At 64.9% G+C, this 26,682-nt stretch carries 27 protein-coding genes and 2 pseudogenes; 11 read left to right on the plus strand and 18 right to left on the minus strand.

All coding sequences use genetic code 11. From position 1 onward, the window contains the following. Positions 1-85 precede the first annotated feature (85 nt). The gene (gene gltB, locus HALKA_RS0110885) at positions 86-4,654 is read right to left on the minus strand and encodes a glutamate synthase large subunit (RefSeq protein WP_026190270.1); all 4,569 of its coding nucleotides are present in this window, start codon (positions 4,652-4,654) and stop codon (positions 86-88) included. 114 nt (positions 4,655-4,768) lie between these two features. Here gltB and HALKA_RS0110890 point away from each other — a divergent pair, with 114 nt between their 5' ends. Then, positions 4,769-4,972 carry a hypothetical protein gene (locus tag HALKA_RS0110890; protein ID WP_018258023.1) on the plus strand — a complete coding sequence of 68 codons (204 nt, stop codon included), beginning with the start codon at positions 4,769-4,771 and terminating at the stop codon, positions 4,970-4,972. On the opposite strand, the gene HALKA_RS0110895 is transcribed toward HALKA_RS0110890, so the two are convergent. Next, the gene (locus tag HALKA_RS0110895; RefSeq protein ID WP_018258024.1) at positions 4,912-6,165 is read right to left on the minus strand and encodes a Glu/Leu/Phe/Val family dehydrogenase; all 1,254 of its coding nucleotides are present in this window, start codon (positions 6,163-6,165) and stop codon (positions 4,912-4,914) included. The genes HALKA_RS0110890 and HALKA_RS0110895 overlap by 61 nt on opposite strands. Before the next feature lie 658 nt (positions 6,166-6,823). Here HALKA_RS0110895 and HALKA_RS0110900 point away from each other — a divergent pair. Together HALKA_RS0110900 and HALKA_RS0110905 are read left to right on the plus strand one after the other, a co-directional pair. Further along, positions 6,824-6,994: pseudogene (locus tag HALKA_RS0110900) on the plus strand (IS110 family transposase); the annotation flags it as partial. Positions 6,995-7,125: 131 nt separating this feature from the next. Next, positions 7,126-7,443, plus strand: coding sequence for an RPA12/RPB9/RPC11 RNA polymerase family protein (locus HALKA_RS0110905; RefSeq protein WP_018258026.1), 318 nt, complete (start codon positions 7,126-7,128; stop codon positions 7,441-7,443). A 174-nt stretch (positions 7,444-7,617) separates the two neighbouring features. Here the strand turns inward: HALKA_RS0110905 and HALKA_RS0110910 are convergent, their stop codons facing one another. After that, a complete protein-coding gene (locus HALKA_RS0110910; protein ID WP_018258027.1) occupies positions 7,618-8,784 on the minus strand; it encodes a hypothetical protein in 1,167 nt (388 codons plus the stop codon). 127 nt (positions 8,785-8,911) lie between these two features. Here HALKA_RS0110910 and HALKA_RS0110915 point away from each other — a divergent pair, with 127 nt between their 5' ends. From HALKA_RS0110915 to HALKA_RS0110925, 3 genes are read left to right on the plus strand one after another with little or no spacing between them, the layout of a single operon-like run. After that, positions 8,912-10,144 carry a digeranylgeranylglycerophospholipid reductase gene (locus tag HALKA_RS0110915; RefSeq protein WP_026190271.1) on the plus strand — a complete coding sequence of 411 codons (1,233 nt, stop codon included), beginning with the start codon at positions 8,912-8,914 and terminating at the stop codon, positions 10,142-10,144. Positions 10,145-10,195: 51 nt separating this feature from the next. Then, positions 10,196-10,939 carry an NAD(+)/NADH kinase gene (locus HALKA_RS0110920; RefSeq protein WP_020493630.1) on the plus strand — a complete coding sequence of 248 codons (744 nt, stop codon included), beginning with the start codon at positions 10,196-10,198 and terminating at the stop codon, positions 10,937-10,939. A 52-nt stretch (positions 10,940-10,991) separates the two neighbouring features. After that, positions 10,992-11,420 carry a DUF7313 family protein gene (locus HALKA_RS0110925; RefSeq protein WP_018258031.1) on the plus strand — a complete coding sequence of 143 codons (429 nt, stop codon included), beginning with the start codon at positions 10,992-10,994 and terminating at the stop codon, positions 11,418-11,420. A 440-nt stretch (positions 11,421-11,860) separates the two neighbouring features. Here HALKA_RS0110925 and HALKA_RS0110935 read toward each other — a convergent pair whose 3' ends face one another. The 8 genes from HALKA_RS0110935 to HALKA_RS0110970 all read right to left on the minus strand — a co-directional run bounded on the left by HALKA_RS0110935 (position 11,861) and on the right by HALKA_RS0110970 (position 17,010). Beyond that, positions 11,861-12,133: a DUF7314 family protein gene (locus HALKA_RS0110935; RefSeq protein ID WP_018258033.1), complete on the minus strand. Its 273-nt coding sequence runs from the start codon at positions 12,131-12,133 to the stop codon at positions 11,861-11,863. Next, positions 12,126-12,440: a DUF7315 family membrane protein gene (locus HALKA_RS0110940; protein WP_018258034.1), complete on the minus strand. Its 315-nt coding sequence runs from the start codon at positions 12,438-12,440 to the stop codon at positions 12,126-12,128. The genes HALKA_RS0110935 and HALKA_RS0110940 overlap by 8 nt, the downstream gene beginning before the upstream one ends. 64 nt (positions 12,441-12,504) lie before the next feature. Beyond that, entirely contained in the window at positions 12,505-13,272 is a 768-nt protein-coding gene (locus tag HALKA_RS0110945) for a cytochrome b family protein (protein WP_018258035.1), read from the minus strand. Between the two features lie 2 nt (positions 13,273-13,274). Further along, the gene (locus HALKA_RS0110950) at positions 13,275-14,078 is read right to left on the minus strand and encodes a cytochrome b (protein ID WP_026190272.1); all 804 of its coding nucleotides are present in this window, start codon (positions 14,076-14,078) and stop codon (positions 13,275-13,277) included. 4 nt (positions 14,079-14,082) lie between these two features. Next, positions 14,083-14,937, minus strand: a complete 855-nt coding sequence (locus tag HALKA_RS0110955) for a Rieske (2Fe-2S) protein (RefSeq protein ID WP_018258037.1) — start codon at positions 14,935-14,937, stop codon at positions 14,083-14,085. Between the two features lie 2 nt (positions 14,938-14,939). After that, positions 14,940-15,356, minus strand: a complete 417-nt coding sequence (locus tag HALKA_RS0110960) for a DUF7318 family protein (RefSeq protein ID WP_018258038.1) — start codon at positions 15,354-15,356, stop codon at positions 14,940-14,942. Further along, positions 15,356-16,036 (minus strand): halocyanin domain-containing protein, encoded by a 681-nt coding sequence (locus HALKA_RS0110965; RefSeq protein ID WP_018258039.1) that lies wholly within the window; start codon positions 16,034-16,036, stop codon positions 15,356-15,358. The genes HALKA_RS0110960 and HALKA_RS0110965 overlap by 1 nt, the downstream gene beginning before the upstream one ends. Before the next feature lie 110 nt (positions 16,037-16,146). Continuing rightward, positions 16,147-17,010, minus strand: a complete 864-nt coding sequence (locus HALKA_RS0110970) for a DUF7319 domain-containing protein (protein WP_018258040.1) — start codon at positions 17,008-17,010, stop codon at positions 16,147-16,149. 114 nt (positions 17,011-17,124) lie between these two features. Here HALKA_RS0110970 and HALKA_RS0110975 point away from each other — a divergent pair, with 114 nt between their 5' ends. Next, positions 17,125-17,610 carry a DUF7321 family protein gene (locus HALKA_RS0110975; protein WP_018258041.1) on the plus strand — a complete coding sequence of 162 codons (486 nt, stop codon included), beginning with the start codon at positions 17,125-17,127 and terminating at the stop codon, positions 17,608-17,610. A 19-nt stretch (positions 17,611-17,629) separates the two neighbouring features. Here the strand turns inward: HALKA_RS0110975 and nth are convergent, their stop codons facing one another. Beyond that, the gene (nth, locus tag HALKA_RS0110980) at positions 17,630-18,316 is read right to left on the minus strand and encodes an endonuclease III (RefSeq protein WP_018258042.1); all 687 of its coding nucleotides are present in this window, start codon (positions 18,314-18,316) and stop codon (positions 17,630-17,632) included. Positions 18,317-18,488: 172 nt separating this feature from the next. After that, entirely contained in the window at positions 18,489-18,950 is a 462-nt protein-coding gene (locus HALKA_RS0110985; protein ID WP_018258043.1) for a redoxin domain-containing protein, read from the minus strand. Between the two features lie 109 nt (positions 18,951-19,059). Here HALKA_RS0110985 and HALKA_RS0110990 point away from each other — a divergent pair, with 109 nt between their 5' ends. Next, on the plus strand, positions 19,060-19,593 hold the full coding sequence (locus tag HALKA_RS0110990) for a GNAT family N-acetyltransferase (protein WP_026190273.1): 534 nt from the start codon (positions 19,060-19,062) through the stop codon (positions 19,591-19,593). Positions 19,594-19,626: 33 nt separating this feature from the next. Continuing rightward, a complete protein-coding gene (locus HALKA_RS0110995; RefSeq protein ID WP_018258045.1) occupies positions 19,627-21,069 on the plus strand; it encodes an RtcB family protein in 1,443 nt (480 codons plus the stop codon). A 125-nt stretch (positions 21,070-21,194) separates the two neighbouring features. Here HALKA_RS0110995 and HALKA_RS19500 read toward each other — a convergent pair. Beyond that, positions 21,195-22,420 (minus strand): annotated as a pseudogene (locus tag HALKA_RS19500) (IS701 family transposase). Between the two features lie 179 nt (positions 22,421-22,599). Next, a complete protein-coding gene (locus HALKA_RS0111005; RefSeq protein WP_018258046.1) occupies positions 22,600-23,133 on the minus strand; it encodes an inorganic diphosphatase in 534 nt (177 codons plus the stop codon). A 240-nt stretch (positions 23,134-23,373) separates the two neighbouring features. On the opposite strand from HALKA_RS0111005, the gene HALKA_RS0111010 reads away from it, so the two are divergent. Beyond that, entirely contained in the window at positions 23,374-23,733 is a 360-nt protein-coding gene (locus HALKA_RS0111010; RefSeq protein ID WP_026190274.1) for a PadR family transcriptional regulator, read from the plus strand. A 19-nt stretch (positions 23,734-23,752) separates the two neighbouring features. On the opposite strand, the gene HALKA_RS0111015 is transcribed toward HALKA_RS0111010, so the two are convergent. Both HALKA_RS0111015 and rnhA read right to left on the minus strand, forming a co-directional pair. Beyond that, the gene (locus HALKA_RS0111015) at positions 23,753-24,349 is read right to left on the minus strand and encodes a DUF7108 domain-containing protein (RefSeq protein ID WP_018258048.1); all 597 of its coding nucleotides are present in this window, start codon (positions 24,347-24,349) and stop codon (positions 23,753-23,755) included. Further along, on the minus strand, positions 24,342-24,935 hold the full coding sequence (gene rnhA, locus HALKA_RS0111020; RefSeq protein WP_018258049.1) for a ribonuclease HI: 594 nt from the start codon (positions 24,933-24,935) through the stop codon (positions 24,342-24,344). Before rnhA ends, HALKA_RS0111015 begins: the two co-directional genes overlap by 8 nt. Before the next feature lie 170 nt (positions 24,936-25,105). Here rnhA and HALKA_RS0111025 point away from each other — a divergent pair, with 170 nt between their 5' ends. Beyond that, positions 25,106-25,582 carry a DUF5797 family protein gene (locus HALKA_RS0111025; protein ID WP_018258050.1) on the plus strand — a complete coding sequence of 159 codons (477 nt, stop codon included), beginning with the start codon at positions 25,106-25,108 and terminating at the stop codon, positions 25,580-25,582. A gap of 1 nt (position 25,583) precedes the next feature. Here the strand turns inward: HALKA_RS0111025 and HALKA_RS0111030 are convergent, their stop codons facing one another. Further along, positions 25,584-26,624, minus strand: coding sequence for a DUF5787 family protein (locus HALKA_RS0111030; RefSeq protein ID WP_018258051.1), 1,041 nt, complete (start codon positions 26,622-26,624; stop codon positions 25,584-25,586). Positions 26,625-26,682: the final 58 nt, after the last annotated feature.

Below are 26,682 nucleotides of genomic sequence, written 5' to 3' on the forward strand. Positions count from 1 at the left end.
CGGAGGCACGGCCGGTGGTCCACAGCCGAGCGGCAAAAAAGAGTCGTCCGCCGATCGACCCGGGAATCGAGCCCGATGGTCTCGATCAGTCGTCGCTGGTCGCGATACCGCCCTCGGCCGCGCCAGCCTCGGGCGTGGCCGACGCGGGCGGTTCGTTGCGCACGTCGTCGCGGTCGCGCTCGTCGATTACCTCGGCGTAGGCGTCGGGCATCACCTTCACGAAGTCCGATAGCGCCGCGTCCCAGTCGTCGAGCAGCGTCTTTGCCCGCTCGGAGTCCGTGTAGGCGGCGTGGTTCTCGACCAGTCGGGTGAGCATCTGCTCGTCTTTCCCTTCCAGCGTTCGGGACAGCGAGACCATCCCGGTGTTGGCTCGCTGCTCGAAGTCGCCGTCGGGGTCGTAGACGTAGGCGACGCCGCCGGACATCCCGGCCGCGAAGTTCTTGCCCGTCTCGCCCAGGACGACGATGGCACCGCCGGTCATGTACTCACAGCCGTGGTCGCCGACGCCCTCGACGACGCCCTTGACCCCGGAGTTGCGGACGGCGAAGCGCTCGCCGGCCATCCCGTTGACGTAGGCCTCGCCCTGGGTCGCGCCGTACAGCGCGACGTTGCCGACGACGATGTTCTCGGCGGGGTCGAAAGCGGCCGTCTGTGGCGTCTCGACGATCACCTTCCCGCCGGAGAGGCCCTTGCCGACGTAGTCGTTGGCGGTCCCGTCCAGCGCCATGGTCACGCCGTCCTGCAGGAAGGCCCCGAACGACTGGCCGGCCGTCCCGTTGAGGTCGACGCGGATGGTGTCGTCGGCCAGTCCGTCGGTGCCGTACCGCTCGCTGATGCGGTTCGAGAGGGTCGCACCGACCGCGCGGTGGACGTTGTCGATCTCTGTCTCGATCGCGACCGGCTCGCGGTCTTCGAGCGCCGGCCGGGCGGCCTCGATGAGCTCCCAGTCGAGTTGCTCGTCGATGTCGTGGTCCTGCTCGCGGCTCTTGATGCGTTGGTCGCCCTCCGGCTCGGCGACGAGCCCGGAGAGGTTCAGCTTCTTGGCCTTGGGGTTCTCGATGTCGTCGCGCTGTCGGAGCAGCTCCGCTCGACCGACCATCTCGTCGATGGTCTCGAAGCCGAGCTCGGCCATGATCTCGCGCAGCTCCTGGGCGATGAAGGTCATGTAGTTGACCACGTGCTGGGGTTCGCCCGGGAAGCGGTCACGTAGCTTCTCGTTCTGGGTGGCGACGCCGACCGGGCAGGTGTTCTCGTGGCACTGTCGGGCCATCACACAGCCCGAGGTGACCATCGACGCGGTTCCGAAGATGTACCCTTCCGAGCCCAGCAGCGCGGCGACGGCCACGTCGCGGCCGGTCTTCATCCCGCCGTCGGAGGTGACTCTGATCCGGTCGCGCAGTTCGGTCGCGCTGAGCATCTGGTTTGCCTCGGCCAGCCCCAGCTCCCAGGGGAGGCCGGCGTTCTTGATCGACGTCTTCGGCGACGCGCCGGTCCCACCGGAGTGGCCCGAGATGTGGACCACGTCGGCGTTCGCCTTCGCGACGCCGGCCGCGATCGTCCCGATGCCGTCCTCCGCGACGAGCTTGACGTTGATGTCGGCATCGGGATTGGCCGCCTTCAGGTCGTGGATCAGCTGCTTGAGGTCCTCGATGGAGTAGATGTCGTGCAGCGGCGGCGGCGAGATGAGGCCGACGCCCGGCGTCGCGTACCGGACGTGGGCGATCATCTCGTTGACCTTCTTGCCGGGCAGGTGCCCGCCCTCGCCGGGCTTGGAGCCCTGGGCCATCTTGATCTGGATCTCCTCGGCAGAGGCGAGGTAGTCGCTCGTGACGCCGAAGCGCCCGGAGGCGACCTGCTTGGTCGTACACTCCTTCTCGGTCCCGAACCGCTCGGGCGGCTCGCCGCCCTCGCCGGTGTTGGCGTTGGCACCGATCCGGTTCATCGCGATGGCGTTGTTCTCGTGCATCTCGGGAGAGAGGCTCCCGAGGCTCATCGCGGCCGTCTCGAAGCGCTGTACGATCTCCGAGACGGGCTCTACGTCCTCGACCGGGATCGACTCGCGGGCATCGTCGTCGAACTCCAGGAGGCCCCGCAGCGTCTGGAGGGTCTGCTGTTGGTCGTTGATCTCCGCTGCGAACTCCTTGTAGGTCTCGTAGTCGCCCATCCGGACCGCCTGCTGAAGCTTGCCCACAGTATCCGGGTTCCACTGGTGGTGGATCCCGTCCGACCGGAACTCGTACTCGCCCTGTCGGGGCATGTCCGGCTCCGCTTCGCTCCAGGCGACGTCGTGGCGCTGGCGGAGGTCGGCCTCGATCTCGTCGATGCCGATCCCCTCCGTGCGGCAGGTCGTCCCCTCGAAGTACTCGGCGACGAAGTCCGAGCCGAGCCCGACGGCTTCGAAGATCTGGGCTCCCTGGTAGGACTCGACCGTCGAGATGCCCATCTTGGCCATCGTCTTCAGCAGTCCGTCCTCGACGGCGGTGATGTACGCGCCGATCGCCGCCTCCAGGTCCGCACCGTCCGGCCCGGCGACGAGGTCGTCGATCGTCTGGTAGGCGAGGTAGGGGTTGACCGCGCCCGCGCCGTACCCGATCAGCGTCGCGAAGTGATGCACCGCCCGCGGGTCACCGGACTCCACGACGAGCCCGACGTGGTTGCGCAGCCCGTTGCGGACGAGGTGGTGGTGGATGCCGCCGACCGCCAGCAGGCTCGGGATCGGGACGCGGTCTTCGCCCGCCGCGCGGTCCGAGAGCACGAGCACGTCGGCGTCGGTCGCGGCCGCGGTCGCCTCGTCGCGAACGTCCTCGATCGCCTCTCGGAGGTCGGTCCCTCTCTCGTAGGTGATATCGAGGACGGCCGACGACATCCCGTTCTCGTCCAGCTCTTTGATCGCCGCCGTCTCCTCGTCGCTGAGGATCGGCGAGTCGAGCACGAGCTGGCGGGCGTGTTCCTGTGTCTCGGCCAGCAGATTCCGCTGGTAGCCCAGCCGCGACTCCAGCGAGGTGACGAGCTCTTCGCGGATGTAGTCCAGCGGCGGGTTCGTCACCTGTGCGAACAGCTGCTTGAAGTATGTAAACAGCGGCCGGTTGAACTGAGAGAGCACCGACAGCGGCGTGTCGTCGCCCATCGAGCCGACGGGGTCTTTCCCCTTCTCGGCCATCGGCTGGATGAGGTGGTCGACCTCGTCGTAGGTGTAGCCGTACATCGCCTGATGGCTCCGGAGTCCGTCCACGTCGCCGATCGGCGCGTCGGACTCGCGGCCGGCGATGTCGTCGATATCGACCTGTTCCCGTTCGACCCACTCGCCGTACTTCTCGTCGCTGATGTCCTCGAACACCTCTTCGTCGGGGATGACGCGACCCTCCTCGGGATCGGCGAGGAAGCACTGTCCCGGCTGGAGACGGCCGCGTTCGTCGATCTCGTCGGCGGTGTGATCGAGCGCGCCGGCTTCGGAGGACATCACCAGCGTGTTGTCCTGCAGGATGTCGTACCGGCAGGGGCGCAGGCCGTTGCGGTCGAGCACTGCGCCGACGCGGTCGCCGTCGGTGGCGGCGACGAGCGCCGGACCGTCCCACGGTTCGACGAGCGAGGCGTGGTAGTCGTAGAAGTCCCGCCGGTCGCCCTGCACGTCGTTCATCTCGCCCCGCCAGGCCTCCGGAATGAGCATCCGGAGCGCGTGGGGCAGGTCTCGACCGTCCTGCAAGAGGAGTTCGAGCGCGTTGTCGACGCTCGCGGTGTCGGACTGGTCGGGATCGTCGATGATCGGCTTGAGCTTCTCGATGTCCGACTGCGCGCTCTGCTCGCCGTCGTCGAACGCGTCGCTCTCGATGTCGGTCTCGCGGGCGCGCATCCAGTTGATGTTGCCCTGGATCGTGTTGAACTCGCCGTTGTGGATGATGTTCCGATACGGGTGAGCGAGGTGCCACGCGCCGAGCGTGTTCGTCGAGAAGCGGGCGTGGACCAGTGCGAACGTCGATTCGAACCGCTCGTCGCTCAGATCGGGGTAGTAGCCCGACAGCTGTTCCGCCTTCAACAGCCCCTTGTAGACGATCGTCTCGTGGTCCAGCGAGCAGACGTAGAACCGTTCGTGGCCCGCCGGCTCCGCCGTCTCGATTTCGTTCTCCAGCACGCGGCGACCAACGTAGAGCTGTCGCGAGAAGGCGTCGCCGGTCGCGCCGGTGGCCGACGTGACGACGACCTGTGTCACGTCCGGCTCCGATTCGAGTGCCGTCGCGCCGAGGTCCTCGTTGTCCGTCGGCACCGAGCGCCAGGCCAGCACGTCGAGCCCTTCTTCGGCCAGCGTCGATTCGACGAGATCTTTCAGCGCCGCGGCCTCGTCGTCGTCCTGTGGGAGAAAGAGCGTCCCGACGGCGTACGCGCCGGGGTCGGGGAGATCGGCGTCGAGTTCGTCCGCGAAGAACTCGTGGGGGATCTGCAGCATGATACCTGCGCCGTCGCCGGTGTCCTTCTCGGCACCGGTGGTCCCGCGGTGTTCGAGGTTCGCCAGTAGTTCGAGTCCGTCCTGTACCACCCAGTCGTGTGACCCGCCGTCGAGATCCATGACGACCCCGACACCGCAGTTCGACCGAGCATCGGTCGGGTCCGCGAGCCCTGCGGCGCTCCCGGACCGGTCACTCTGCTGTCGCTCAACCATGTGTAATCCGAGCATAGTAGTTCCCCCACAAGAGGGTGTCCCTGATACAATAAGGGTACATCATACACATTCCAATGAGTATTATTACCATATAAGGATTTGTGCGGATCGACCATGAGGATCTCCGACATCGTCGGTACGACCGGCCGCTACACGGCAAAGAAGACGGTTCTGTGGTCTCTCCGCTCGTCGCTGGCGACGGTAGCGTCGCCGAAAAACGCGGCGACGGGCGTCTCGACGACGGTCCCAGCGCCGGCCTACGGCCAGGTGCCGGACTGCTCGGCGGCGGTCAGCACGCGCTCGATGGCGACGACGTAGGCCGCGATGCGCATGTTCGGGAGGTCGTGTTCCTCGTAGGCGTCGACGAGCGTGTCGAACTGCTCGACGATGATGTCTTCGAGCCGCTCGTTGACGGTCTCCTCGTCCCAGTAGAAGCGCTGGCGGTTCTGGACCCACTCGAAGTACGACACCGTGACGCCACCGGCGTTGGCGAGGATGTCGGGGACGATGAGCACGTCTTTCTGTTCGAGCACGTCGTCGCCGTCGGGCGTGATCGGGCCGTTGGCTGCCTCCGAGATCACGTCCGCCTGGACGCCCTCGGCGATCTCTGCGTCGATCGCGTTCTCCAGTGCGGCCGGGACCAGCAGATCCACGTCGAGCTGGAGGAGCTCCTCGTTCGCAATCTCCTCGTCGGCACCGTGGAAGCCGACGACGGAGCCGGTCTCACGCTTGTGGTCTTTCGCTGCGACGGCGTCGAAGCCGTCCTCGCTGTAGATCCCACCGCTGGAGTCCGAGGCGGCGACGACCGTCGCACCCATCTGCTCGACGAGCTTGGCGGTGATCCAGCCCGCGTTCCCGTAGCCCTGGATCGCGACGGTGGCGTCGGCGATGTCCTCGCCGAGGTAGTCGAAGGCCTCGCGGGCGGCGATGACCGTCGAGCGACCGGTCGCCTCGACGCGGCCCTCGCTGCCGCCGCTCGCGAGGTCCTTCCCGGTGATGACGCCGGGCTCGGTCGTGCGCTCGATCGTCTCGTAGGTGTCTTTGATCCAGTTCATCTCGCGCTGGCCCGTGTTCACGTCAGGCGCTGGCACGTCCCGGTCCTCGCCGATCAGCGGCGTCAGCTCCTCCGCGAACGCGCGGGTGACGCGTTCGAGCTCGCTCTCGGAGTAGTCGCTGGGGTCGATGATGATACCTCCCTTACCGCCGCCGAGCGGGATGTCGACCGTCGCCGTCTTGTAGGCCATCCAGCCCGACAGTGCTTTCACTTCTTCGCGAGAGACGTTCGGGTGATAGCGGATTCCGCCCTTGTACGGGCCGCGGTCGCCGTTGAACTGCGAGCGGTACGCGCGGAACACTTCGATGGAGCTGTCGTCCATCTCGACGGCGAGGTTCGTCTCTAGAATGCGCTCCGGGTTCTTGAGGCGATCGAGCATTCCCTCGTCGACGTCGAGGTACGCTGCCGCGTCGTCTACCTGCTCCTGGAAACTCTCGAACGGGTTTACGTCTGCCATAACTGAATGTTTGTACACCAAGCTTAAAAGATAACGAAACGATACAGAGTGCATGACCATCCGATATAAAAATATGACGTAATATTCTCCCGATGAATATGTATTATTTGGTGGCAAATATATTCCTTGTATGCGACTATATTACGTATAAGGTAGTGACCGAACATTCTAACGGCAACAAAGTCCGCATTCTTCTCTCAGTCTGTCGTTTGTCACACGACAGTCTGACGCCCTTTTATGATGAACCATCCGCCACTCTCTCCCGGGGGCACCGGAGAATGTCACACGCTCCCTCGACCCCATCTTCGTTTCGTCACGGCCGTCGCTCGGGCACTCTCACGTGACAGACCGCGTCGACGACAGCGGTGGCTCTGCTTCTCTCAGGTGACTGCCTGTCCGGTACGTCGACAGATGCGGGCTCTCGGAACGGTAGTGATTCAATGGAAACGCTGCTACGCCATGAAAGCGTGAAACAAGATATGGGGCGCAAGAGACCGATATCTGAACCGTGCCTTCGAGCACGTGGTAGTGACTGGTCCGTGTGCGAAGGAAGCTGAGTCATGGGCGCTACAGCTCGGATACCGCGCCGCGCGGCATCCGGGAAAGCCCGAATAGGTACATCTCTGCTTCACGCACTGGCGTCCCGGGTGAACGAACCATGTACCTCGGAATCGACGTCCACAAGCGGTACGCACAGGTGGCAGTAATGGACGAGGCTGGAGAGATCGTCGAAGAGGTTCGCGTCGAGAACGCGAACCTCGATGACCTCGCCAAGCGGTACGCTGGTGCAGAAGCCGCGATCGAGGCGAAGTATACGATCCACCGGGTGTGAGTGCGTAGACGAGGGACGGAGTCTCCCGGTGACGCACGGTCGGTCCGGTAACGACCGACAGGCCTCCGTCTGAAACCTACGAACGAAAGCTAACACATATATCCGACAACCGCGTGTTCCGACGGTGTATGCGATTCTGTGACAAGTGTAGTTCGATGATGCACACGGAGGGCGACACGTGGGTGTGTCGCTCCTGTGAGAACGAGGAATCACGGGACTCGCACGCCGAAGCGGCGATGACGACCCAGGACGGACAGCGCGACGACGGGGCACCCGCCGTCGCCGACGCGACTCAGGACGCCACCGAGACGATGCACGAGTCCTGTCCGGCCGAAGGCTGTGACAGCGACCGTGCCGGCTACGAGATGCTGCCCAAGCCGGGCGGCTCCTACGAGGTTCGGCTGTTCACCTGCGTCGAGTGTGGCCACAAGTGGCGCGAGTCCTGACGGCGCGAATCCCGTCGAATCAGGGTTTGCCCGGCAGTACTTCGGGTTCTCCAGACCGATAGATGTTCTGGCAACCACCTTTTTCCCGCTCGGGTTCGCACTTCGTGCGAACCGCTCTCGGCAAAAACGTGGGCGAAAAAATCGGGATTCGCACACAGCGCGAATCCCGTCGAATCAGGGTTTACCCGGCAGTACTTCGGGTTCTCCAGACCGATAGATGTACTCCACGGCCACGCCGGTCAGCGGCGAGTCGACGGCGGTCGCGTACTCCTTGGCCAGATCGAGGTACTGTTCGGTGATGTCGACGACGCGGCGGTAGGCGGTCTCGTCGTCGGGGGCCAGCAGGTACTCGGCGGTGACGGGGGTTAACTGTCCCTCGCAGCGGTCGTCGGCGTAGTCGTCCACGTCGTCGAGCCAGATCTGTGCGCCGACGATCGCGAGCACGATGGCGCGGGCGAACTCGTCTTCGATGTCGAGACCGGCGAGTCGGTACAGGTCGAGCATGCCGTCGTACAACACGCCGACTCGGGCGTACTGCGTCTTCATGTACGGAAGTTCTCGTTCGTCCTCCGAGAACAGTTCGGCGACGTCGTCGTCGGTGAACGCGGCGAACTTGTACTCGTCGCGAACGTTTGCGAGCGCCGTGTCGTCGCCGTCTTCGGCGGCGTCCATGAGGTCGCGAAAATGGGTGTCCCGATCCTGGTGGGCCTCGCTGTAGTCGACGGCCCACTGGTAGCGCCGGGCGACGATCGGCGGCAGCCCGTCGAGGATTTCGTCGAGGTGGTCCTGAAGCGCGCCCTGTGCGACCTCGGCGACGCGGCGCATCTCGTCGGGCTCGAAGTCGACGGCGAAGTCCTCGAACTCGGCGTCGTTGATCGCGTCGCGCATGTCGCCGTCGATCAGCGCCTCGATGGAGAGGCGGGTCATCTGCTCGGCCCGAACGACCATCTCTCGGGACGACAGTTCCTGAGTGGGGCCGGCCTGGAGCGCCGTCTCGTCGACGTCGGGAACGCCGCTTTCGATCTCGTCGGTCACAGGGTCCTCGCCGGCCCGCTGGCGCGCGCGGCGGTAGACGTAGCCAAGCGTCAGCTGTGCGGGCAACACGAGCTTCGTGTCGTACTCGAAGCTGACGCTGTCGCGGTCGAACGCCTCCGCGAGGGCGTCCTCGACGAGCGCGAACACGTCGTCGATCATCCGCTCGGTCCGATCGTCGACCTCGCCTTTCAGCGACAGACTCCCGTAGTCGAAGACGCCGGCGTCGGCGTAGTAGCCAAGCACCGCTCTGACTGCCGTCGGGAGCCGACCGCTGTCGGCGAGTCGCCCTGCACCTGTCTTGAGCATTGAGACCACCTGCGGACGACATCGCCCGCGCTATCGAAGTGCTGTGCTCGGCGGGGGCTTTACGCTTTCGAGAGACGCGGCGACGACGTTCAGCAAGACTCATTACCGACACGTCGTATCACAGGATATGAGTGAGCGTTTTGACGTGGTCGTCGCCGGTGCCGGGCCAGCAGGAGCCCAGTGTGCCCGGGACCTGGCTGCGCGGAACTACGACGTTCTCGTCCTCGAAACGGAGCCAGAAGACGGGTTCCCACGTCAAAGCAACAAGTCGACGGCAGGTACCTTCCCCTCGATGATGGCGTCGTTTTCGATCCCCGACGACGTGGTCATGCAGTACACGGACAGCGTCGTCCTCGAATCGCCCAACGACTACTACATCCAGGACCAGGCCGGCGCGGTGCTGGAGTTCGCCGAGTTCAAGCAGTTCCTCGTCGCCGACAGCCGCGAGAAGGGCGCAGAGTATCGCTTCGACTCGCGGGTGACCGCCCCGATCACCGAAGACGGCGAGATCGTCGGCGTCAGCTACAACGGCGATCGGGAGGTCTACGCCGAGATCGTCGTCGATGCGACGGGACCGGCCGCGCCGCTGGCGAAGAAACTCGACGTGTGTGACCTGAAGCGCGAGCACCAGGCCATCGGGATCGAGTACGAGTTCGAGAACGTCGACGTGAACCACCCCGAGTACGCCGACCTCCGGGACGCGATGATGCTCCGACTGGACCACGACCTCGCACCGGGTGGGTACTCGTGGATCTTCCACACGGGCGGGCGCTCGGCGAAGGTCGGGCTCTGCTACATCCAAAACGACTCTCACAGCCAGCGGGCGAAGGAGGGAATGGGCATCGACGACTACCTGGACTACTGGCTCGACCGCGATCCCCGCTTCGACGACGCCGAGAAGCTCGAATCGAAACAACACCGCGGCTCGGCACACATCCAGCGGCCGTCCTCGATGAGTACGGACTCGTTCATGGCGATCGGCGACACCGTCCCGACGATCGATCCGCTGTGGGGCGAGGGGATTCACAAGGGGATGAAGTCGGCTCGGATGGCCGCGATCACCGCCGACGCCTGCCTCACGCCCGAGACGCCCAACACCGACGCCGAGACGATGGCGACCTACGACAAGCTCTGGCACAGCGAGGTCGCACCGCGGGCCCGCGAGCGGCTGTTGATGACGGAGCTGCTCTATCTCGTTCCCAACAGCCGCTACGACCAGCTGATGGCCGACCTGAAGGAAGTCGGTGCCGGGACGCTCGCACGCGTCAACGCCGGTGAGAAGCGCGCGATCAGCAAGCTGTTGCACCTCTCGGACCTGCCGACGCTCGTGAAGTACGCCCGTCGGCGACTGAGCGCCTGACTGTCGCGGTCGTTCAGCAGCTTTTTTGCCGGCCACTCGGATGCACTACCAATGAGTTCTGGGGCACCAGTCGTCGGTGTCGTCGGTGAGGTCGACGACGACCTCGCCGACGCAATCGAAGACGCAGGGGGCCAGGTGCGAACCGGCACAGCCGAGGCCGTCGTCGCAGACGCCCCCGACGTAGTGGTCGCTGTCGGCGAGCCCGCGACGCTCGCGGTCGCACGCCAGCACCCGTCGATACCGGTCGTGCCCGTCGACGCGGGTCGTGGGCTCCGCTCGGTTCCCGGAGCGGCCGCCGTCGAGGCGGCCGCCTCGATCGTCGCCGGAGAGTGGACGACAGAATCCCACCCGCTCGTGGCCGTCGAGTTAGACGGCGAGCGAGTCGACTGCGCCCTGTTCGACGTGACCCTCGTCACGTCGGAGGCCGCCCGGATCTCCGAGTTCGCCGTCACCGCACGGGCGACCCACGTCGGGAAGTTCCGGGCCGACGGCGTCGTCGTCGCCACGCCGGCCGGAACGCCCGGGTACGCACGGCAGGTCGGAACGCCGATCGTCGCCGCCGAGACCGGCGTCCTCGCAGTCGCTCCGATCGCACCCTTCGCGACCAACCCCGACCACTGGATCGTGGGCGACAAGCGGATCACTCTCACCGTCGAGCGGGACGAAGCCGACGTGACGCTGTTTGCCGACGATCGGTCCGTCGCTCCGGTCTCACCCGGAGAGACGGTAGCGCTGACGACGGATCGATCGGTCACGGTCGCCGTGCTCCCGGCGAGTCGGCCCAGGTTCCCGTAGGCCGGACCGAGAATTGGAAAGACACTAATGGGCGTCGGACGGATTTGCTTCTATGGAGCCGTTCGTCAACATCTTCGGGCAGCTGGACACGCTCCACAGTTTTATCGAGCCTGTCCTGCTCGCGCTCGTCGTCGCCAACATGGCGACGCGATACCTCGCCCACAACCGTCACGTCGAACAGTACGAGGACGGCGGTGCGGACGCGATCAGCCGCTTTATTCCTCACGAGGCGACCAACGTGCTGTTGATGCTGGCCTCGTTTTACTACCTCACCGTCAACCACCACGGGGGGATGATCCTCTCGATGTTCGTGGCGGGACTGCTCATCACCGACCTCTTCGAGTTCGAGTCCCGAAAGGTCGAAGCCCGTCGTGACATCCCGCTGGATCGGCCGAAGGCGTCGCTGAGCCTCTGGACGCTGTCGCTTCTGTACCTGGGCTTCCAGATGCTCTTTACCGGGACGATCGGAACGATCATCTGATACGGTTTATTGTAGTTGCTTACCGGTGATCGTCTACTCCGTGGCGACGATCACCGGTAAATCGCTACAATAATCCGTATGAGACTGGCCGTCGCCGTCGTCCGGTCGCCCGCACGTGGCGTGCGGTCGGCCGGTGATCGTTACCAGTCGGTGTGGGACCGACAGTCGTCGCCTCGTCTCCGATCGGCACACCTCGTTTTCGATCTGTGATCGGCAGCTCCCCTTTCGACGCCGCCAGATTGCTCGCCGGCTCAGCGCCCACAGTGGTGCAGTCGGCCGTCGCCGTCACGAGCGCTGTGCGACGCCCGGTACGAACTGTGTCGAGACAGCGCAAGCGACGTTACTGGCGTCACCCGCCCCACAAAGCACCGCAATCTCACGGCAGAGAGCAAACCCGCTGTCGACCTCACGTGCCGGAACACCGAGACCGACGCCGACGATCAACTGCTACGCTCGGCCCAGACCTGACGGCCTTCCTCGACCAGCGGGATCAGGAGCCAGAACGTGAGCGCGCCGATGATAGCGAACCAGAAGAACGCGTCGCCCATGAACAGGGCCACCTGGTCGTAGACCGTCAGCGTCTCTGCGGGCGGCGCTTCGCCGGTCAGCTGTGCGCCTTCGAAGCTCGGAGTCTTGTACCAGCCGGCGACCGTCATCCAGCCGAGACCCCCGATCACGAGGGCAGATAACCCTTTGATGAACTCGTCAGCCATTACCTGAATCTTCGGCAGCGTCGTCTTTAGACTTTCCCATTTCCTCGGTCCGAAAGCGCGTCGAGAAGGCGTAGACGACGGCACCGAACACGATCAGCCCGATCCCGGCGAGTGCGACGATCGGGTCGATCTCCGAGGCCGGAAGCGTCGCTCGTTCAGTTGCCCGGTCAACGAGCACGAAGCCACCGACGACGCCGACGACCGCAAAGAGCGTCGAGAACACGGTGACGGTCTTGTACATCCGGAGCGGGACGACCACGTCTCGGTCCTGGTCTGTGTCCGCGTCGACCGACTGTTCGTCCGTCATCGGCGGCTCTAGGGGCGGCAGCTACTTATATGGGACGAGACGCCGACAGAAGAGCGACGCCGAGTTACTTCGGCGGCCGCAGCCGGTAGTAACGGCGGTTGAGGTTGAACATGTACCCCTCCCGCATCGTCCGGAGCGCGGCGTAGGTGATCACCCCGCAGACGATCGGGAACAGGAAGCTCAGGTCGAGCAGGAGATCCGAACCCATGGGAATGAGGTTCTGGACCGACAGCGCCGCGATGGTCAGGCTGAAGACCACGCCGGTCATCCCGACGGCCGCCCAGAACGGCTGTTCGACCGGTCGCCGCGCCGAGCCCTTGTTGAGGAAGGGGACGATCGCGACGAATCCGACGACGACGACGTTTGCGATGACGCCGTACATCCGGTCGCTCATCAGCTTCTGGCCGCCGAGGAGGCTTATTTCTGGATTGAGAGTCTGAAGCTTCAGGAGGCCGAAAGACCAGTAGAGATACCAGTCGGGCAGGATGATCGCCGGCGTCTGATTGGCGTTGGCCGGGTGGGGCATCTCGGGGGGGAGTGCCGCCGAGAGGAACAGGATCATGCCCACGAAAAACGAGGTGAGTGCGAGGTTGCGCATCATCTCGTGGGGCCAGGCCGGGAACGCCAGCACGTCGCGCTCGACGTAGTCCGACTGCTGGCGTAGGTCCTGATCTTCACGCCGGGACCGCTCGAAGTACTCGTAGGTCAGGCGCGCGAGTCCCTCGGTTCGTTCCTTGCGCTCTCGCCACGTCGGCGTCTCGTCGTCCGGCGCGACGATGCCTGTCCCGGAACCGTCCGTGCGAACGTCGTCGTTGGTGTCGTTGTCGCTCATGATTAGTGTGGTTCAGCGATGCCCTGCATCCAGACGATACCAATGTGGACCGCGATGATCGCAGTCGTGATGAACGGCAGGAAGAACACGTGCAGGATGTACATCCGTTGTAGCGTGCTCTGTGACAGAGTGAACCCGCCGAACATCAGCTGTGCGACCCACTCGCCGATGAGCGGGATCGACAGCGCCATCTCGACGCCGATCTGGCCGGCCCAGTAGCTCAGCTGGCTCCAGGGCAGCAGGTAGCCCGTGTACCCGAACACGAGCGTCAGCGAGATCAGCACGATGCCGATGATCCAGTTGACCTCACGGGGTTCCTTGTACGCGCCGGTGAAGTAGACCCGGAGCATGTGGAGGAACACGGCGGCCACCATCACCTGCGCGGACCAGCGGTGGATCGAGCGCAGGAGATACCCGAGGTTGAGCTCGCCCATGATGAGCTGGACCGACTCGTAGGCGACCGTCGCGGTCCCGTCAGAGGCGGCCGCAGCCGGTGCGTAGTAGAACCCGAGCAAAGCCCCGCTGATCGCCGCGACGATGTACGAAATCGTCGAGAACGATCCGAGCGCGTACAGCGGGTACCAGTACCAGAACTTGTTGTCGAGGTTGTACTGTTCCGTGTGGCTCTTTGGCATCTGCATGTTGACCTTGTAGTAGAGGTCTTCGAGCAGTTCCAGGTAGTCGACGATGCGCAGTCGCTTGTCGAGCCACAGCAGCGTCGTCAGGTAGATGGATTCGAGCGTCGTCAGCTCTCTGGACTCCATCCACCCTTTGTGGTCGTGGTCGTCTTTGCGTTCTAAACTCATTGTTCTATAGTGGCCGCGGCAGCGCGGTGAAGGTCACCTGTGTCGGGCTGAACGGGTCGTACACCGACTGGTGGCACTGGCAGTACACCTTGTCTTCCGCGTTGTACGCGGCAGCGCCCGACAGCGTCTTGTAGCCGGGGTTACAACAGAAGTGGGTACACTTGTTGACCCAGGCCATGAAGGACTGTTCGGTCGCCTCGGCGAAGTACTGCTGGACCGGGCCCGGGATGCTGGAGTACTTGCCTTCCCCGTTGGCGATCTTGGGGACCTCCGGGGATCGGAGGACCTGGACGGTGATACTCTGTACGTCACCCTCGGACCGCCAGCTCGCGGTCGCGGGTTTGCCCAGCCCTTCGCTCCCGATGTCGTTGCCCCACTCCTCGTAGTTGTCGAACATGTCGACGGTGAGGGGGTCGCCGTCGGAGTACTCGGACTGCCAGTCGTAGTCACCGGTCGTCATGGTGAACGTGTTGTTCTGCTCGGCCTGGGGTTGGACACCCTCGGCCGTCTGGAGCCCGCAGTACTGGAGCATCTGGGAGGAGTACGGGATTCCGCTCCCGCCGAAGTCGTCCTCGATCGCGATCCCGCGCTCGGAGTCGTACTCCGGCCAGAGGCCGTTCAGTTCCCCGTCTTCGATCGTGATCGGGATGACCGGCATACCGCGCGGAGCCGGACCTGCCGTGTTTTCGATCCCGACGTACGTCGCCGAACCGCCACCGGCACCGCCCGACGACGTCGTGGTTTCGAGGGCCGCCGCGCCGCCAGCACCGACGCTCGACAGCGTCGCGCTCCCGACGACGCCCTTGACGAACCGTCGACGGCCGGATTCGGCCGGATACTTGTCTTCGTCTAGTGGCATAGTTATTTCTTGTAGTAGGGGTAGACCGCTCGCTTGATGCTCTCGATGGGGTCGTCGCCGCCGAAGGACTCGCCGTCGACGTCTTCTTCGCGGATGTAGAGATCTTCCCACTTGCGACGGCGCTTCTTGACGATCATCACGTCCGGGAGGAACTCTTTGCGATACAGCAGCATGATAAAGGCGAGGTCGACGAAGATCACGGTCAACACGCCGCCCATGAACATGTTGGCGTTGATGAGCCGCGATGTCAGGGACGGCCCGACGCCCGAGGCCCAGCCCGCGAGGATGCCGTAGGTGAACAGGCCGACGAAGACGACCTCGATGATCGTCAGGAGGACGATTCCCAGGGCCGCCGCCGTACTCTCTCGTGGCTGTTCGTAGCGGTGGATGTCGCCGTAGTTAGAGCCTGTCGAGGACATCAGTTGTTCCCTCCTTTCGTGTTCGCCGATTCACCGTACTTCAGCAGGTAGAACGTGAAGATCGTCGAGACGACCATCGCGAGTCCCGCACCGATACCGACCCAGTGGGGCTGGATCGGCACACCGGCTTCCTCGGGATTGAGGGTCTCGACGCCGCCGCCTTCCCCGCCACCGCCGCCGGAGTCAGCCGTGGGGTAATCGGTCCCGACGACGATCGCGCCTTTCATGTTGAGGCTCTTGTGGGGGACACAGTAGTACGGGTAGATACCGTCCTCTTCGAAGGTGTGCTCGTACTCGACGCCGGTCGTGTCGACGGCGTCACCCGAATCAAGCGGACCGTCGCCGTCGGAGATGACGTTGTGTCGGCCGCCTTCGCCGGTCCACTCGAACTGAACGGTCGCGCCGTTGTCGACGTGGACCGCCGCTGGCCCGAAGCCGAAGGCACCGCCGTTTGCCTGGACGCCGACCTCGACGGTCGTCGAGTCCTGCCCCGTGGCGTCGACGGTCTCGCCGTCGAAGTTGCTCACGCTGCCTAACCAGTCGCCGTAGTCCGGTGTGCCACCACCGCCGCCGCCGTCGCCGCCTTCCTCCTCTTGGGCGACGGCAGCACCGGTGGCACTGGCGGCCGCGGAGGCCCCAGCGACACCTCCGGCAGTCCGGACGAACTCCCGCCTATTCATAGACGTGCGAAACTCAGGACCGAATTTGTATAAACCCACCGAATACCGCCGGCAGGCACCGTTATAGACGACTCAAGGCTAAAACCTCGCCCTTCAGGGCGGGGAGGATGTCAACCTTCGTGTTGACCGTCCTCACCCTCTCCGGAACCGTCGGGTTCCAGCGCCGGCACGAACTCCGGACGCTCTCCGTCCGAGAGGCCGATCGCCCGGAGCCGATCGCGGTACTCCTCCGAGCGGAACTTGTCCGAGAGGCGGGCGTTGGCGACCACCAGGAAGAGCACGAGCGCGATCGCCAGGAACGCCAGCCCGCCGACGATCAGGAGGACCGGGCTCGCACCCGCACCGCCGATCTGACCAGCGGCAGCCAGGATACCGCCGCCGATCAGCACGAGTCCGGCGAGCAACTGGACACCGGCGATCAGCTGGAGCATCCAGTTGCCGAGCTCGGTGCCCCCCTCGGGGACCTCGTCCGGTTCCGGGAGCGGGTCGTCGCTGGGCGGTTCCGGCACGTCGTAGTCGTCCATCGAACAGAGCGCGACGGTCGGCTTCACGTCGCGCAGCACCGTCCCGTGTCCCTCGACGGTCCCGTCCGGAAAGACCAGCGCGTACCCCTCGTCGGAGTACGCGAGCACGCGCTGGGGGTCCGTGTGGCGTTCGACCCGAGCGAACACCTCCCGTGTGGCGACGCGCGAGCGGAGGTCGTCGGCCACCCGATCGAGCAGCGCGCCACCGGTGATCCAGCTCTCCTCCTCGAAGGCGACTTCCCACTCTTCGGCGGTCATCTTCGCCATGTCCTCGGGGCCGAAGTCGTCGAAGTCGTACTTCTCCTCGACCTCCGCCCGGAGCGCCTCGACCGACGCCTCGTCGGTGGCTGGCCCGGACGACTGCTCGCCGTCGGCGTTGACCCCGCTGTCGGCTGTCGCCCCCTGCTGGTCGGCGTCGTCTCCCGGTGGCGTCGATTGCGGGTCGGCCATTTGCCGACGCTAGGTCCCAAAGGCTCTTGTGCTTTCTGACATCACCGCTGTCGCCGTCCGGCAACGCGATCGGGGCTCCGGCACGTTTTAGCGCGGGCTTTCCCTAGGTGGGGTATGCCGGTCTCCGACGCCCTCGTCGCGACGATCGTCTTCGTGGCCGTGACCGCGAGTCTCCCGTGTTTCCTCTACGGCGCGTACTACATCATCGAGACCGAGCCCGTCACCTGGGGCGTGCTGATGCACCACCTGAAGTTCGTCGTCACCGGCCTCGTGTTGACGACGGTGCCGATGCTGGTCTGGATGGTGCCCCGGCTGCCCGACCAGTTCGGTGGCCTCTCGGCGCTCCACGCCGTCCTCGGACTGCAGGCGTACGCGATGCTGTTGTTCGGGATGACGGGGATCGTCCGCATCTTCAAAGCGAAGTACGAACACGACCTCTACGAGGAGTACGATCAGGAGCTACTGCTCGACGAGATCGGCGGCGACCGGATGGACCACTGGCGCAGTCGCCTCCGGATCGGCGTCTTCGGCTACGTGATCTTCTGGCTGCTGGCCTACGTGGTCGGCGTCGTCCGCTACGTCATCAGATACCTGGTGTGACGGGCCGGCACGCACCCGATCACGACCAGGGCTCGCCGCTGGCGAGGTCCACGTCGCCGTCGCCCTTCTCGGACGGACAGATGTCGCCCAGCACGCAGTCGCCGCAGTCGGGGTTGCGAGCGTCACACACCGCGCGGCCGTGGTCGATCAGCAAGTGTGTGAACTGCTGCCACTCCGATTCGGGGACGACCGGCATCAGGTCCTCCTCGATCGCTTCGGGGCGCTCTTCGTCGGTCAGTCCCAGCCGACGCGTGATGCGCTGGACGTGCGTGTCGACGACGATCCCCTCGACCACGTCGTGGCCGTGCTGGAGCACGACGTTGGCCGTCTTGCGCCCCACGCCCGGCAGGTCGGTGAGCCCGGACATGGTGTCTGGCACCGCCCCGTCGTACTCCTCGACCATGATCTGGCCGGCCGCCGTGAGGTAGCCGGCCTTGTTGTTGTGGAACGTGATCCCGTAGATGTCCTCGGCCAGTTGCTCCTCGTCGGCCTCGGCGTAGTCCCGGGCGGACTGGTACGTCTCGAAGAGGTCTGCGGTCACTTCGTTGACCCGTTCGTCCGTGCACTGCGCCGAGAGGACGACGGCGACGAGCAGTTCGAGTCGACTAGAGTAGTTCAGCGAGATCGCGGAGTCGGGATACTCCTCGTGCAGTCGCTCGATGACTTCCTCGGCCTGTGCCTCCCGCGTCGCGAGCGTCGTGCCCATAGGCGTGGCTCGGTCCGGCGAGGCTTGAGCGATTCGACTCCGGCATGCGTGGCGATTTTTGTGCGTGGTGACTGGATCACCGCGAACAACCAGAAAGCGCCACCCGTCGGCTGGTCGGTCGGCCGACACTGGTGGGGGTTCGGGTTCGACGAGTGTTGGTCTGGTCCCCCGGTCAGAGAGACGCGAACGCCGCGAGCACGTCGTCGATCGGCGGATCTGCGGCCGGACCGTCCGCACGCCACGCGAACCGGAATCGACAGGACCGGTCGACGACGAACAGCGCGCGCCGAGGCCGCCGGCCGTCGGGCGTCTCCGCGAGCGCGTCGTACCGTTCGGCGAAGAATGCGTTCGGGTCGGCGAGTAAGGGAAAGGGGAGATCGAGGTCCGCGGCCAGCGCCTCGACGGTGTCGAGATCGGCGACGACGACCCCGAGCACCGAGAGCCGGTCGATCGATCGCGACCAGTCGACGGCCGCGAGATTTCGGAGGAGCGCCGTCCCCGCGTCGTCGGGCGCGACGAAGGCGACGGCGACAGGCGCTTCGCGGGCCGCCGCGGAGAGCCGATAGGTCTGGTCGCCGTCGGCGGTCGGGCGCGGGAGGTCGAAGTCCGGAGCGGGGTCGCCAGCATCGAGCATACGCCGACGGAGGGGCGACCGGCACAAGAAAGCGCGGTGTGTCTGAGAACGCGGTACCACGCACCACACCGGGGAAACACTCAGGTGTGTCTCACTGATGGGTTGGCGTATGCCCGGCCCAGTGTTCATCGACGGCGACGATGTCGAGTTGCGGACGATCGAGCGCGAAGACCTCGACTTCTGTCGGCAGACACTGAACGATCCGGCAGTCCGTCCGGGACTCGCCGCGACCGATCCGCTGACGAGCAGCGACGAAGAGGAGTGGTACGAGCGCCACGTCGTCGAGGGAGACGACGTACACCTGCTGGTCTGTGACGACGGCGAACCAGTGGGGACCGTCGGCCTCAACGGCGTCAACGAGACGTTCGGCAACGCGGAGCTTGGCTACTGGATCGCCCCCGACTACCACCGGAACGGCTACGCGACGGCGGCGGCCCGAGCGCTCGTCGACTACGCGTTCACGGAGCGGCGGCTCCACAAGGTGTACGCCAACGCCTTCGCGTTCAACGAGGGATCCCAGCGCGTCCTCCAGAAGGTCGGCTTCGAGCGGGAGGGAGTCCACCGAGAGCAGGCCTTCATCGACGGCGAGTACGTCGACGTGTACCGCTACGGCCTCCTGGCACCCGGTCACACGGCACCGTGAGGTTCATGCGCGCGAGCGGAGTACCCATCGCGTATGATCGAACTGACGGGTGACCACACCACGGCCCGGGTCATGGTCGAGGACGAGTCGCTGGTCGAGGAGAACTGCCTCGACCAGATCCGGACGCTGATCGACCACCCCGCGTTCACCGAACCGGTCCGCGTGATGCCAGACACCCACTGGGGAGCCGGCGCACCGATCGGCTTCACGATGCCACTCGGCGAGCGCATCGTCCCCAACATCGTCGGCGTCGACGTGGGCTGTGGGATGGCCGCGACGAAGCTGGGCTCGACGCTCCCGCTCTCGGACGCCGAGCGCGAACGCCGCGTGCGCGAGGCGATTCCGATGGGCCAGGATGTCCACGACTACGACGACGCGGTCCACCTGGTAGAGGAGTTCCCCTTCGAGCGGGCCAACGAGGTCTTCGAGGCGTTCGCGGCCAGCTTCGAGGAGCGGTTCGGCACCGCGATCGATCCCCTGGAGTTCGACTTCGAGGGCTACGACGCCGACTACTTCGAGTCGCTCTGTGAGCGGGTGCTGGCCCAGCAACGCCAGAGCATGGGCTACGTCATCCGCGGGGTCGGGACGCTGGGCGGTGGCAACCACTTCGTGGAGTTCGCTCGCGCCCAGACGACCGGGGACTACTGGCTGATCGTCCACAGCGGCTCGCGATACCTCGGCAAGTCGGTCGCCGAGTACTGGCAGGGCAAAGCGACCGAGCGGCGCAACGTCGCGACTATCCGCGAGTCCCTCCCGGAGCGGTACCACGAGTACCTGCAGTTCGACCCCACGGCGGTCTCGGACCGAGACCTCTACGAGTGGGTCACCGGCGGCAAGGGCGAGTCTCACCTCCGGAAAGACGCCATCCGCGAGGCGTTCGACGGCGGCGAGATCGAAGACGTCTTCGACCGGCTGGGCGATCTCCGGCCCGACAGCGCCGACCGCAACACCGATCTCGACTATCTGGTGGGCCGGGAGGCCCACGGCTACTACGTCGACATGCTGTTCGCCCAGCAGTACGCCCGCTGGAACCGCGCGGTCATGTCCGACCGGATCTGCGAGGCCATCGGCGTCGAGCCCGTCGAGCGCTTCCAGTCGATCCACAACTACGTCGACTTCCGCGACCTGACGATCCGCAAGGGCGCGACGCCGGCCCGCGAGGGCCAGCGACTCGTCGTCCCGTTCAACATGGCCGAGGGGTCGCTGCTGGCACGCGGGCGGGGCACCGACGAGTGGCACGACACGGCCCCCCACGGCGCGGGCCGCGTGATGGGCCGAGGCGAGGCCCACCGCACCGTCGACATGGACGAGTTCGAGGCGGCGATGGAGGGCGTCTACTCCGAGTCCGTGGTCGAATCGGTCCGCGACGAGGCACCGATGGCCTACAAGTCCGCCGACGCCATCGCCGACGCGATCGAACCGACCGCCGAGGTCGAAGACTGGCTCGACGCCGTCCACAACCTCAAGGCGAAGTAACGGACCGACTGGTGGCGACCGTTGCCACGGAGGTGGTCAGCCACTATAGTAGCCATTGAAAATCAATGCACACCCGATCGCACGACGGCAGTGCGATCGGTGTGTAAATCGTTTCAATTGTTACCTCAGCTTTGAACGTTAGCGTCGGCTGTTGAGTGAACGAAGAGGTGATCGATCTCCTCCATGAGGTCATCGACGCCACGATCATTGTTGTCTCGAACCCACGAGAGGAGGTTGTAAACGGCTTCTTTCAGGGAGTGCTCAAGGTTCGCTCGAAGCGATGACGCTTTCGAGCGAACCGTCCCCAAGGCGCTCGATTCGGGATCAAGACGAACGAGACTGTAGGCAGCCATCAGAAGGTGCCAGTGCCGACTGGCACCTTCGTCGGTCTGCATCTCGCAGTCTCCCAAGCCGAGATCCTGCTTCGAGTCCTCGAAGAACGTCTCGATGCGCCACCGCATCCCGTAGGAGCGAATAATGTGCTCGGTCGGTGCGTCGATCTTGTTCGTAGCGAGGTACTTGACCGGGTTCTCTTCGTCTTCTTTGTCGGTTTTTTCTCAGCGAGGACCAGCTTCACGTCTCCCAACTGGGAGACGGGAAGCTTCTTCGTCCAGATGTGGTAGATTTCGTCCTCAACGTTACGCTCAACCGTGTCGATGCGCTCTTCCAGCGCATCGACGCGGATCACTTCTCCGCCGTAGGTCACCTGTCGATTGCTCCGGAGCGGGCCAATCCAGTCCTTGTCGTATGATTCGATGAGTTCAGGAAGGCCGGAGTCGTGGGCGAACCACGAGTCGAAGAGGTAGGTGTCCGCTGGGACACCTACCTCGTCTTCGAGTTCTGTGACGATATCGCGGGCGAGGTCGTACTTAGTGTCGTGGTCTTGGCCGTCTCCATCCTGTTTTTCGTAGAGGCGGAAAGTGAGCGGATAGGCGGTTTTGTCGTCAGCGTAGAAGGCGTAGATGAGGTCTTGGCCCCAGACAGTGTCGCCTTGGGCGTGATCGTAGAAGCGACCGACGCCGGGGACGTCGTCCCCGGCTTTCTCGGTGATCGTGTCGTCGAGGATGATGTAGCCATCCTTCGACCAGCGCGTTTCACCGTGTTTTTGGAGTTCTTCGAGGCGTTCGTGGTTGAATTGCTGTTCGTCCCAGTCGTACTCGGTGAGGAACTTGTTGAGAGCGCGTTTGTCTCCAGCTGGAAGGACTTCGCGTGCGATACCTGCCACGGTCTTGTTGCTGGCCGCAACAAGACCTGTGGCGTAGGTTTTGGCGTGATAGCGTTGCGCCGGTGAGAGCGACTCGAACTCGTCGAACACACGCATACACGACAAGAAGTCCGTAATCGGCATCATCCGTCTTCGCTACCGCCTATGTCACGCTCCAACTTCAACGTTCAAAGCTGAGTTGTAGTTGCTTACCGGTGATCGTCTACTCCGTGGCGACGATCACCGGTAAATCGCTACAATAATCCGTATGAGTGGACGGATCGTACCACGCAAAAATGGCGGAGTCGAACAGCGACGCGGCTCGCTTACGCGATCTGTTCGTCGTACAGCTCTTGGGCGTGTTCGATCGCGTCGTAGGCGGCCTGCTTGTCCTCCCAGCCCAGCGTCTCGACTTCCTTACCGGCTTCGAGGTTCTTGTAGGTCGCGAAGAACTCGTCGATCTCGTCGAGTTGCTGCTGTGGGATGTCGTCGAGGTCCTCGATGTGGTCGTAGCGCGGATCCTCGCTCGGGACGGCGATGACCTTGTCGTCTTGCTCGCCGTCGTCGTCCATCTTCATCAGAGCGACCGGACGCGCCTCGATGATACAGCCGGGGAACGTCTGGTCCTCGACGAGGACGAGCACGTCGAAGGGGTCCTCGTCGTCGTAGTACGACTGCGGGATGAAGCCGTAGTCCGACGGGTAGTGGACGTTGCTGTGGAGCACGCGATCGAGGACGACGCCGGGAACGTCCTTGTCGTACTCGTACTTGTTGCGCTCGCCTTTCAGGCACTCGACGACCGCGTAGATCTCTTCTGGCGGGTTCGGACCGGTTTCGAGGTCTTCCCAGAGGTTCGTCATCATCGGCGACTCCGACGGGCGTCCAAAAAGTACTTTCGTAATCAACTACGACTACCGGGAGGAAGCGCAAGACGACGGGTATTTCGCCGCCGGTAATATTCGCTGGTGATAACAACACCCGTTATTTGGAATATTTTCGATACACTGGCGCAGCGACCACGACGGCGCAGTCTCTCGGTAACGCGCCGACCTGCGAGCGAGTTAACAAGTGTTAAATAGCTTGATGACATTCAGCTAACCATGTCAGAGGCACAAACCAAAACTGACACACCCGGTATCGCAAGTGAATTGACGGCGTTCCAGCAGAACATCCTCGTCATTCTCTCCGAAGAGCCACGCTACGGGCTGGCCATCAAGCGAGAGCTGGAGAGCTACTACGACGGCGAAGTCAATCACGGGCGTCTGTACCCGAACCTCGACGACCTCGTCGAACTCGGCCTCGTCGAGAAGAGCGAACTCGACAAGCGAACGAACCAGTACGGACTGACCGAAGCGGGGAAGGAAGCTGTGCTCGACCAGCTTTCGTGGGTCTTCGGGAAGTTCGTCACCGAGGAATCGCGCGCCGAAGAACTCCGGGACCTCGTCCAGCAGCACGAGTAAGAAACACGATTGCCCCGAGTCACTCGGGGTGATCGCTGCCGAGTGGGTACGGCACGTCCATTTTTTCGAAGGTGCGACGAAGTGACTCGTTCAGCAGCGACGCCTGCCGGTCGTCGGGCCAGACGTTGCGCTCGAAGTAGTCGTCGCGAAACTCGACGAGCTCTGCCCGCGTGAGGTCCTCGATCGGTTTCGCGTAGTGGTTGCTCGCGAAGTCCGCCAGCGCGCGGGCGTTCGCTGCGTGGACCTCGCCGTCGTCGTCGGCGACCGCTGCGACGAGTTCGTCGTTGTGTTCGGCCACGACCGCCCAGTCGCTCCCCTCGCCGGGACCGGACAGCGGCCGTTCGATCCCACGGTCCACGTCGTCGATCCGGTCCGGGTGGATCCGTCCGTCGGAGATCCACTCGCCCGGGTGACAGACGAGCACGTCCCTGGCGTCGTCTTCGCGGACCCGAGCGGTGTACTCGTGCTCGGCGAGCAGTTCGTCGCGCTCGTCGCGGTAAGCCCGCGCTTCCGCGTCGTCGACGGCGTCTCTGGCCAGTCGAGTGAGTCGCTCGGCCTCGTCGACCACGTCCGTCGGCAGCGCCGAATCCGTCGTCGAATCGTCGTGTTCAGGCATCGTCGAGTGCCTCGTTGGCCAGTTCGTCTGCGCGTGCGTTAATCTCTCTCGGTACGTGTTCGATCGACCACTCCTCGAAGGCCATCAGCCCCTCGCGGGCGTCGACGCGGTGCTCTCGGAGTTCGGGATCGTTCGTGTTCCACTCCCCGCGGACCTGCTTGACGATCAACTCGGAGTCGCCCCGGAGGCGGATCTCGTCGAACCCGTGATCGCGTGCGACTTCGAGCACGCGAAGCAGCGCCCGGTACTCGGCCTGGTTGTTCGTCGCGGTGCCGATCCGCCCGCCGCCGTCAGCGACGATTCCGTCGTCGGTCACGAGTACCCAGCCGACCGCGGCGGGGCCGGGATTCCCGCGCGAGGCCCCGTCGAAGTACGCGTGGACCCGCCCGCCGTGGTCGCGAAGGAGCCCCTCCAGCTGGGCCGTGTCGCCGCCCTGGACGACGACTTTCCCGTCGTAGGCGACCGCCGTCCCACCACCGTGGCTGGCCCGCCACTCCTCGTGGTCGGTGTTGCCCGCCTCGACGGCCACGCCCGCCGCTTCGAGGCGTTCGCGAGCCCTCGTCTCGTCGCACTCGATCGTCGGCATCGTCTCGTTGATGACCGACGGATGGATAAAACGCTTCCTTCTCCGAGACTGGCGGCGGGTCACGGTACACGTGTGCCGCGTCGTTTGGCGGGACACGCCGCGGCGACCCCAGCCGCCGGCCGGCGAGAGTCCAGAACCACCAAGTATGGTGGTGGTCGTACAGGCTACCGATGGCACTTTCCGAGGAGGCTCGCGACCGGCTCGCCGACATCGTCGAGCTCCAGCCCACGAAGAACGCGGATCTACAGGATCGGTGGGGGATGGACAGCGGGAGCGAGGTCCACCAGTACCTCGAAAACGAGCTCAAGGAGTACTACTACCGCGACGAGAGCAGCCTCATCTGTGCCACGCCGGAGGCCGTCGAGGTCCTCGGCGGCGATCCGGCAGACGGCCAGCAGGTGACCGTCACCGAGCTACAGCAGGCGGTGATCGACTGTCTGGCCGGCCCGGACGAGGAGAGCCAGAGCGTCGTCTCGGTCCTCCACGACCTCCGCGAGGCGGGCCACGACCCCGAGGTGGACGACGTTCGATCGGCGCTGCGGTCGCTCGCGGACAAGGGGATCGTCGAAACCGTCCAGAAGACCGTCCCGACTTTTCGGCTGGCCGTCGAACGCGACCGGATCGACGTGGCACAGCTCGACGACTGAGTCACCCGGTCCCGTCGTCGAGGCCGGGCCTGTGCCGCCGTCGCTGGTCGTCGAGCAGGCGTCTGATCCCCGCGCCGGGTCCGCCGTCGATGGGCCACCCGCCGGTTCGCCAGGTGGGTGGTTCGGGCTCGAACTCGCGACAGCCCGATCGACACGTCGACGGCATCGGCACTCGTTCCTTCGCTTCGCAGTACGGTACGACGCTGTCGCCCTCGGTCCGGAGCCGGAAGTGCCGACAGTCCGGCCGGAGCGAGTCCGCGTAGGCCCGCCAGCCCCGTTCGTAGGCGCGTTCCGCGATCGAACGCCGCTTCTCGGCCTTCCACTCGGGATCGACGTACTCGAAGCGCGCGGCGCTCAGGTCGTCGTCGGGTCGCTCCACGATGCGCGTGCCCGGCTCCGAGACCGCGAGAGACTGGGGGTACCACGCCACGTCGGCCTCGACCGTCGACGGATCGACCGTCAGGACGCCGGCCGCCGCGGGCAGATCCTCCAGCAGGATCGGTTCGATACGCTCGTCGGTCCGTTCAGTCGCGACCCACACCTCGTCGGCCAGCCCCAGCGCCACGTCCCGTTCGAGCTGGGGCGCGAGCCTGCGGGCGGCACTCGCGTCCAGATCGGGCTTGTTCTCGATGGCGACGATCCGCTCGATCCAGTCGGGGTAGGCGTGCCGCCGTCGGATCTCGATCCGGTTGCCCCGCTTGCGCCGGTCCAGAACGCCGCGGTCGGCGGCCGTGTGGATCGCCTCGCGGACGTACCGCCAGGGGTAGCCGGGGTCGGGCAGCGCGTCCCGGTAGTACGCCCACTCGGTGGGCGCGTGTCCGAGGACGTGACGGAGGTCCGAATCGAGTCGCTGGCGGCCGAAGTTCGCTCGCCGGCGGAGTCCCGCGGGATCGCACTCGACGACGATCGTGTCCCAACGGCGTCGCTTCGTGCCCAGTTGCCGAGCGACGAGAGCGGGGCTGTCGCGGTCGCCGTCTGGCGGCCACGCTCGCTCGGCCCACTGGCAGACGCGCAGTTCGAAGGCGAACTCGGAATCACTCATCTGAGCGCTGTGCTGTCTCTCTGACGGCCACTCCACAGTACCGAACAGCGGGCTACGA

It is taken from the genome of Halomicrobium katesii DSM 19301 (assembly GCF_000379085.1).
GTDB classification, from domain to species: domain Archaea; phylum Halobacteriota; class Halobacteria; order Halobacteriales; family Haloarculaceae; genus Halomicrobium; species Halomicrobium katesii.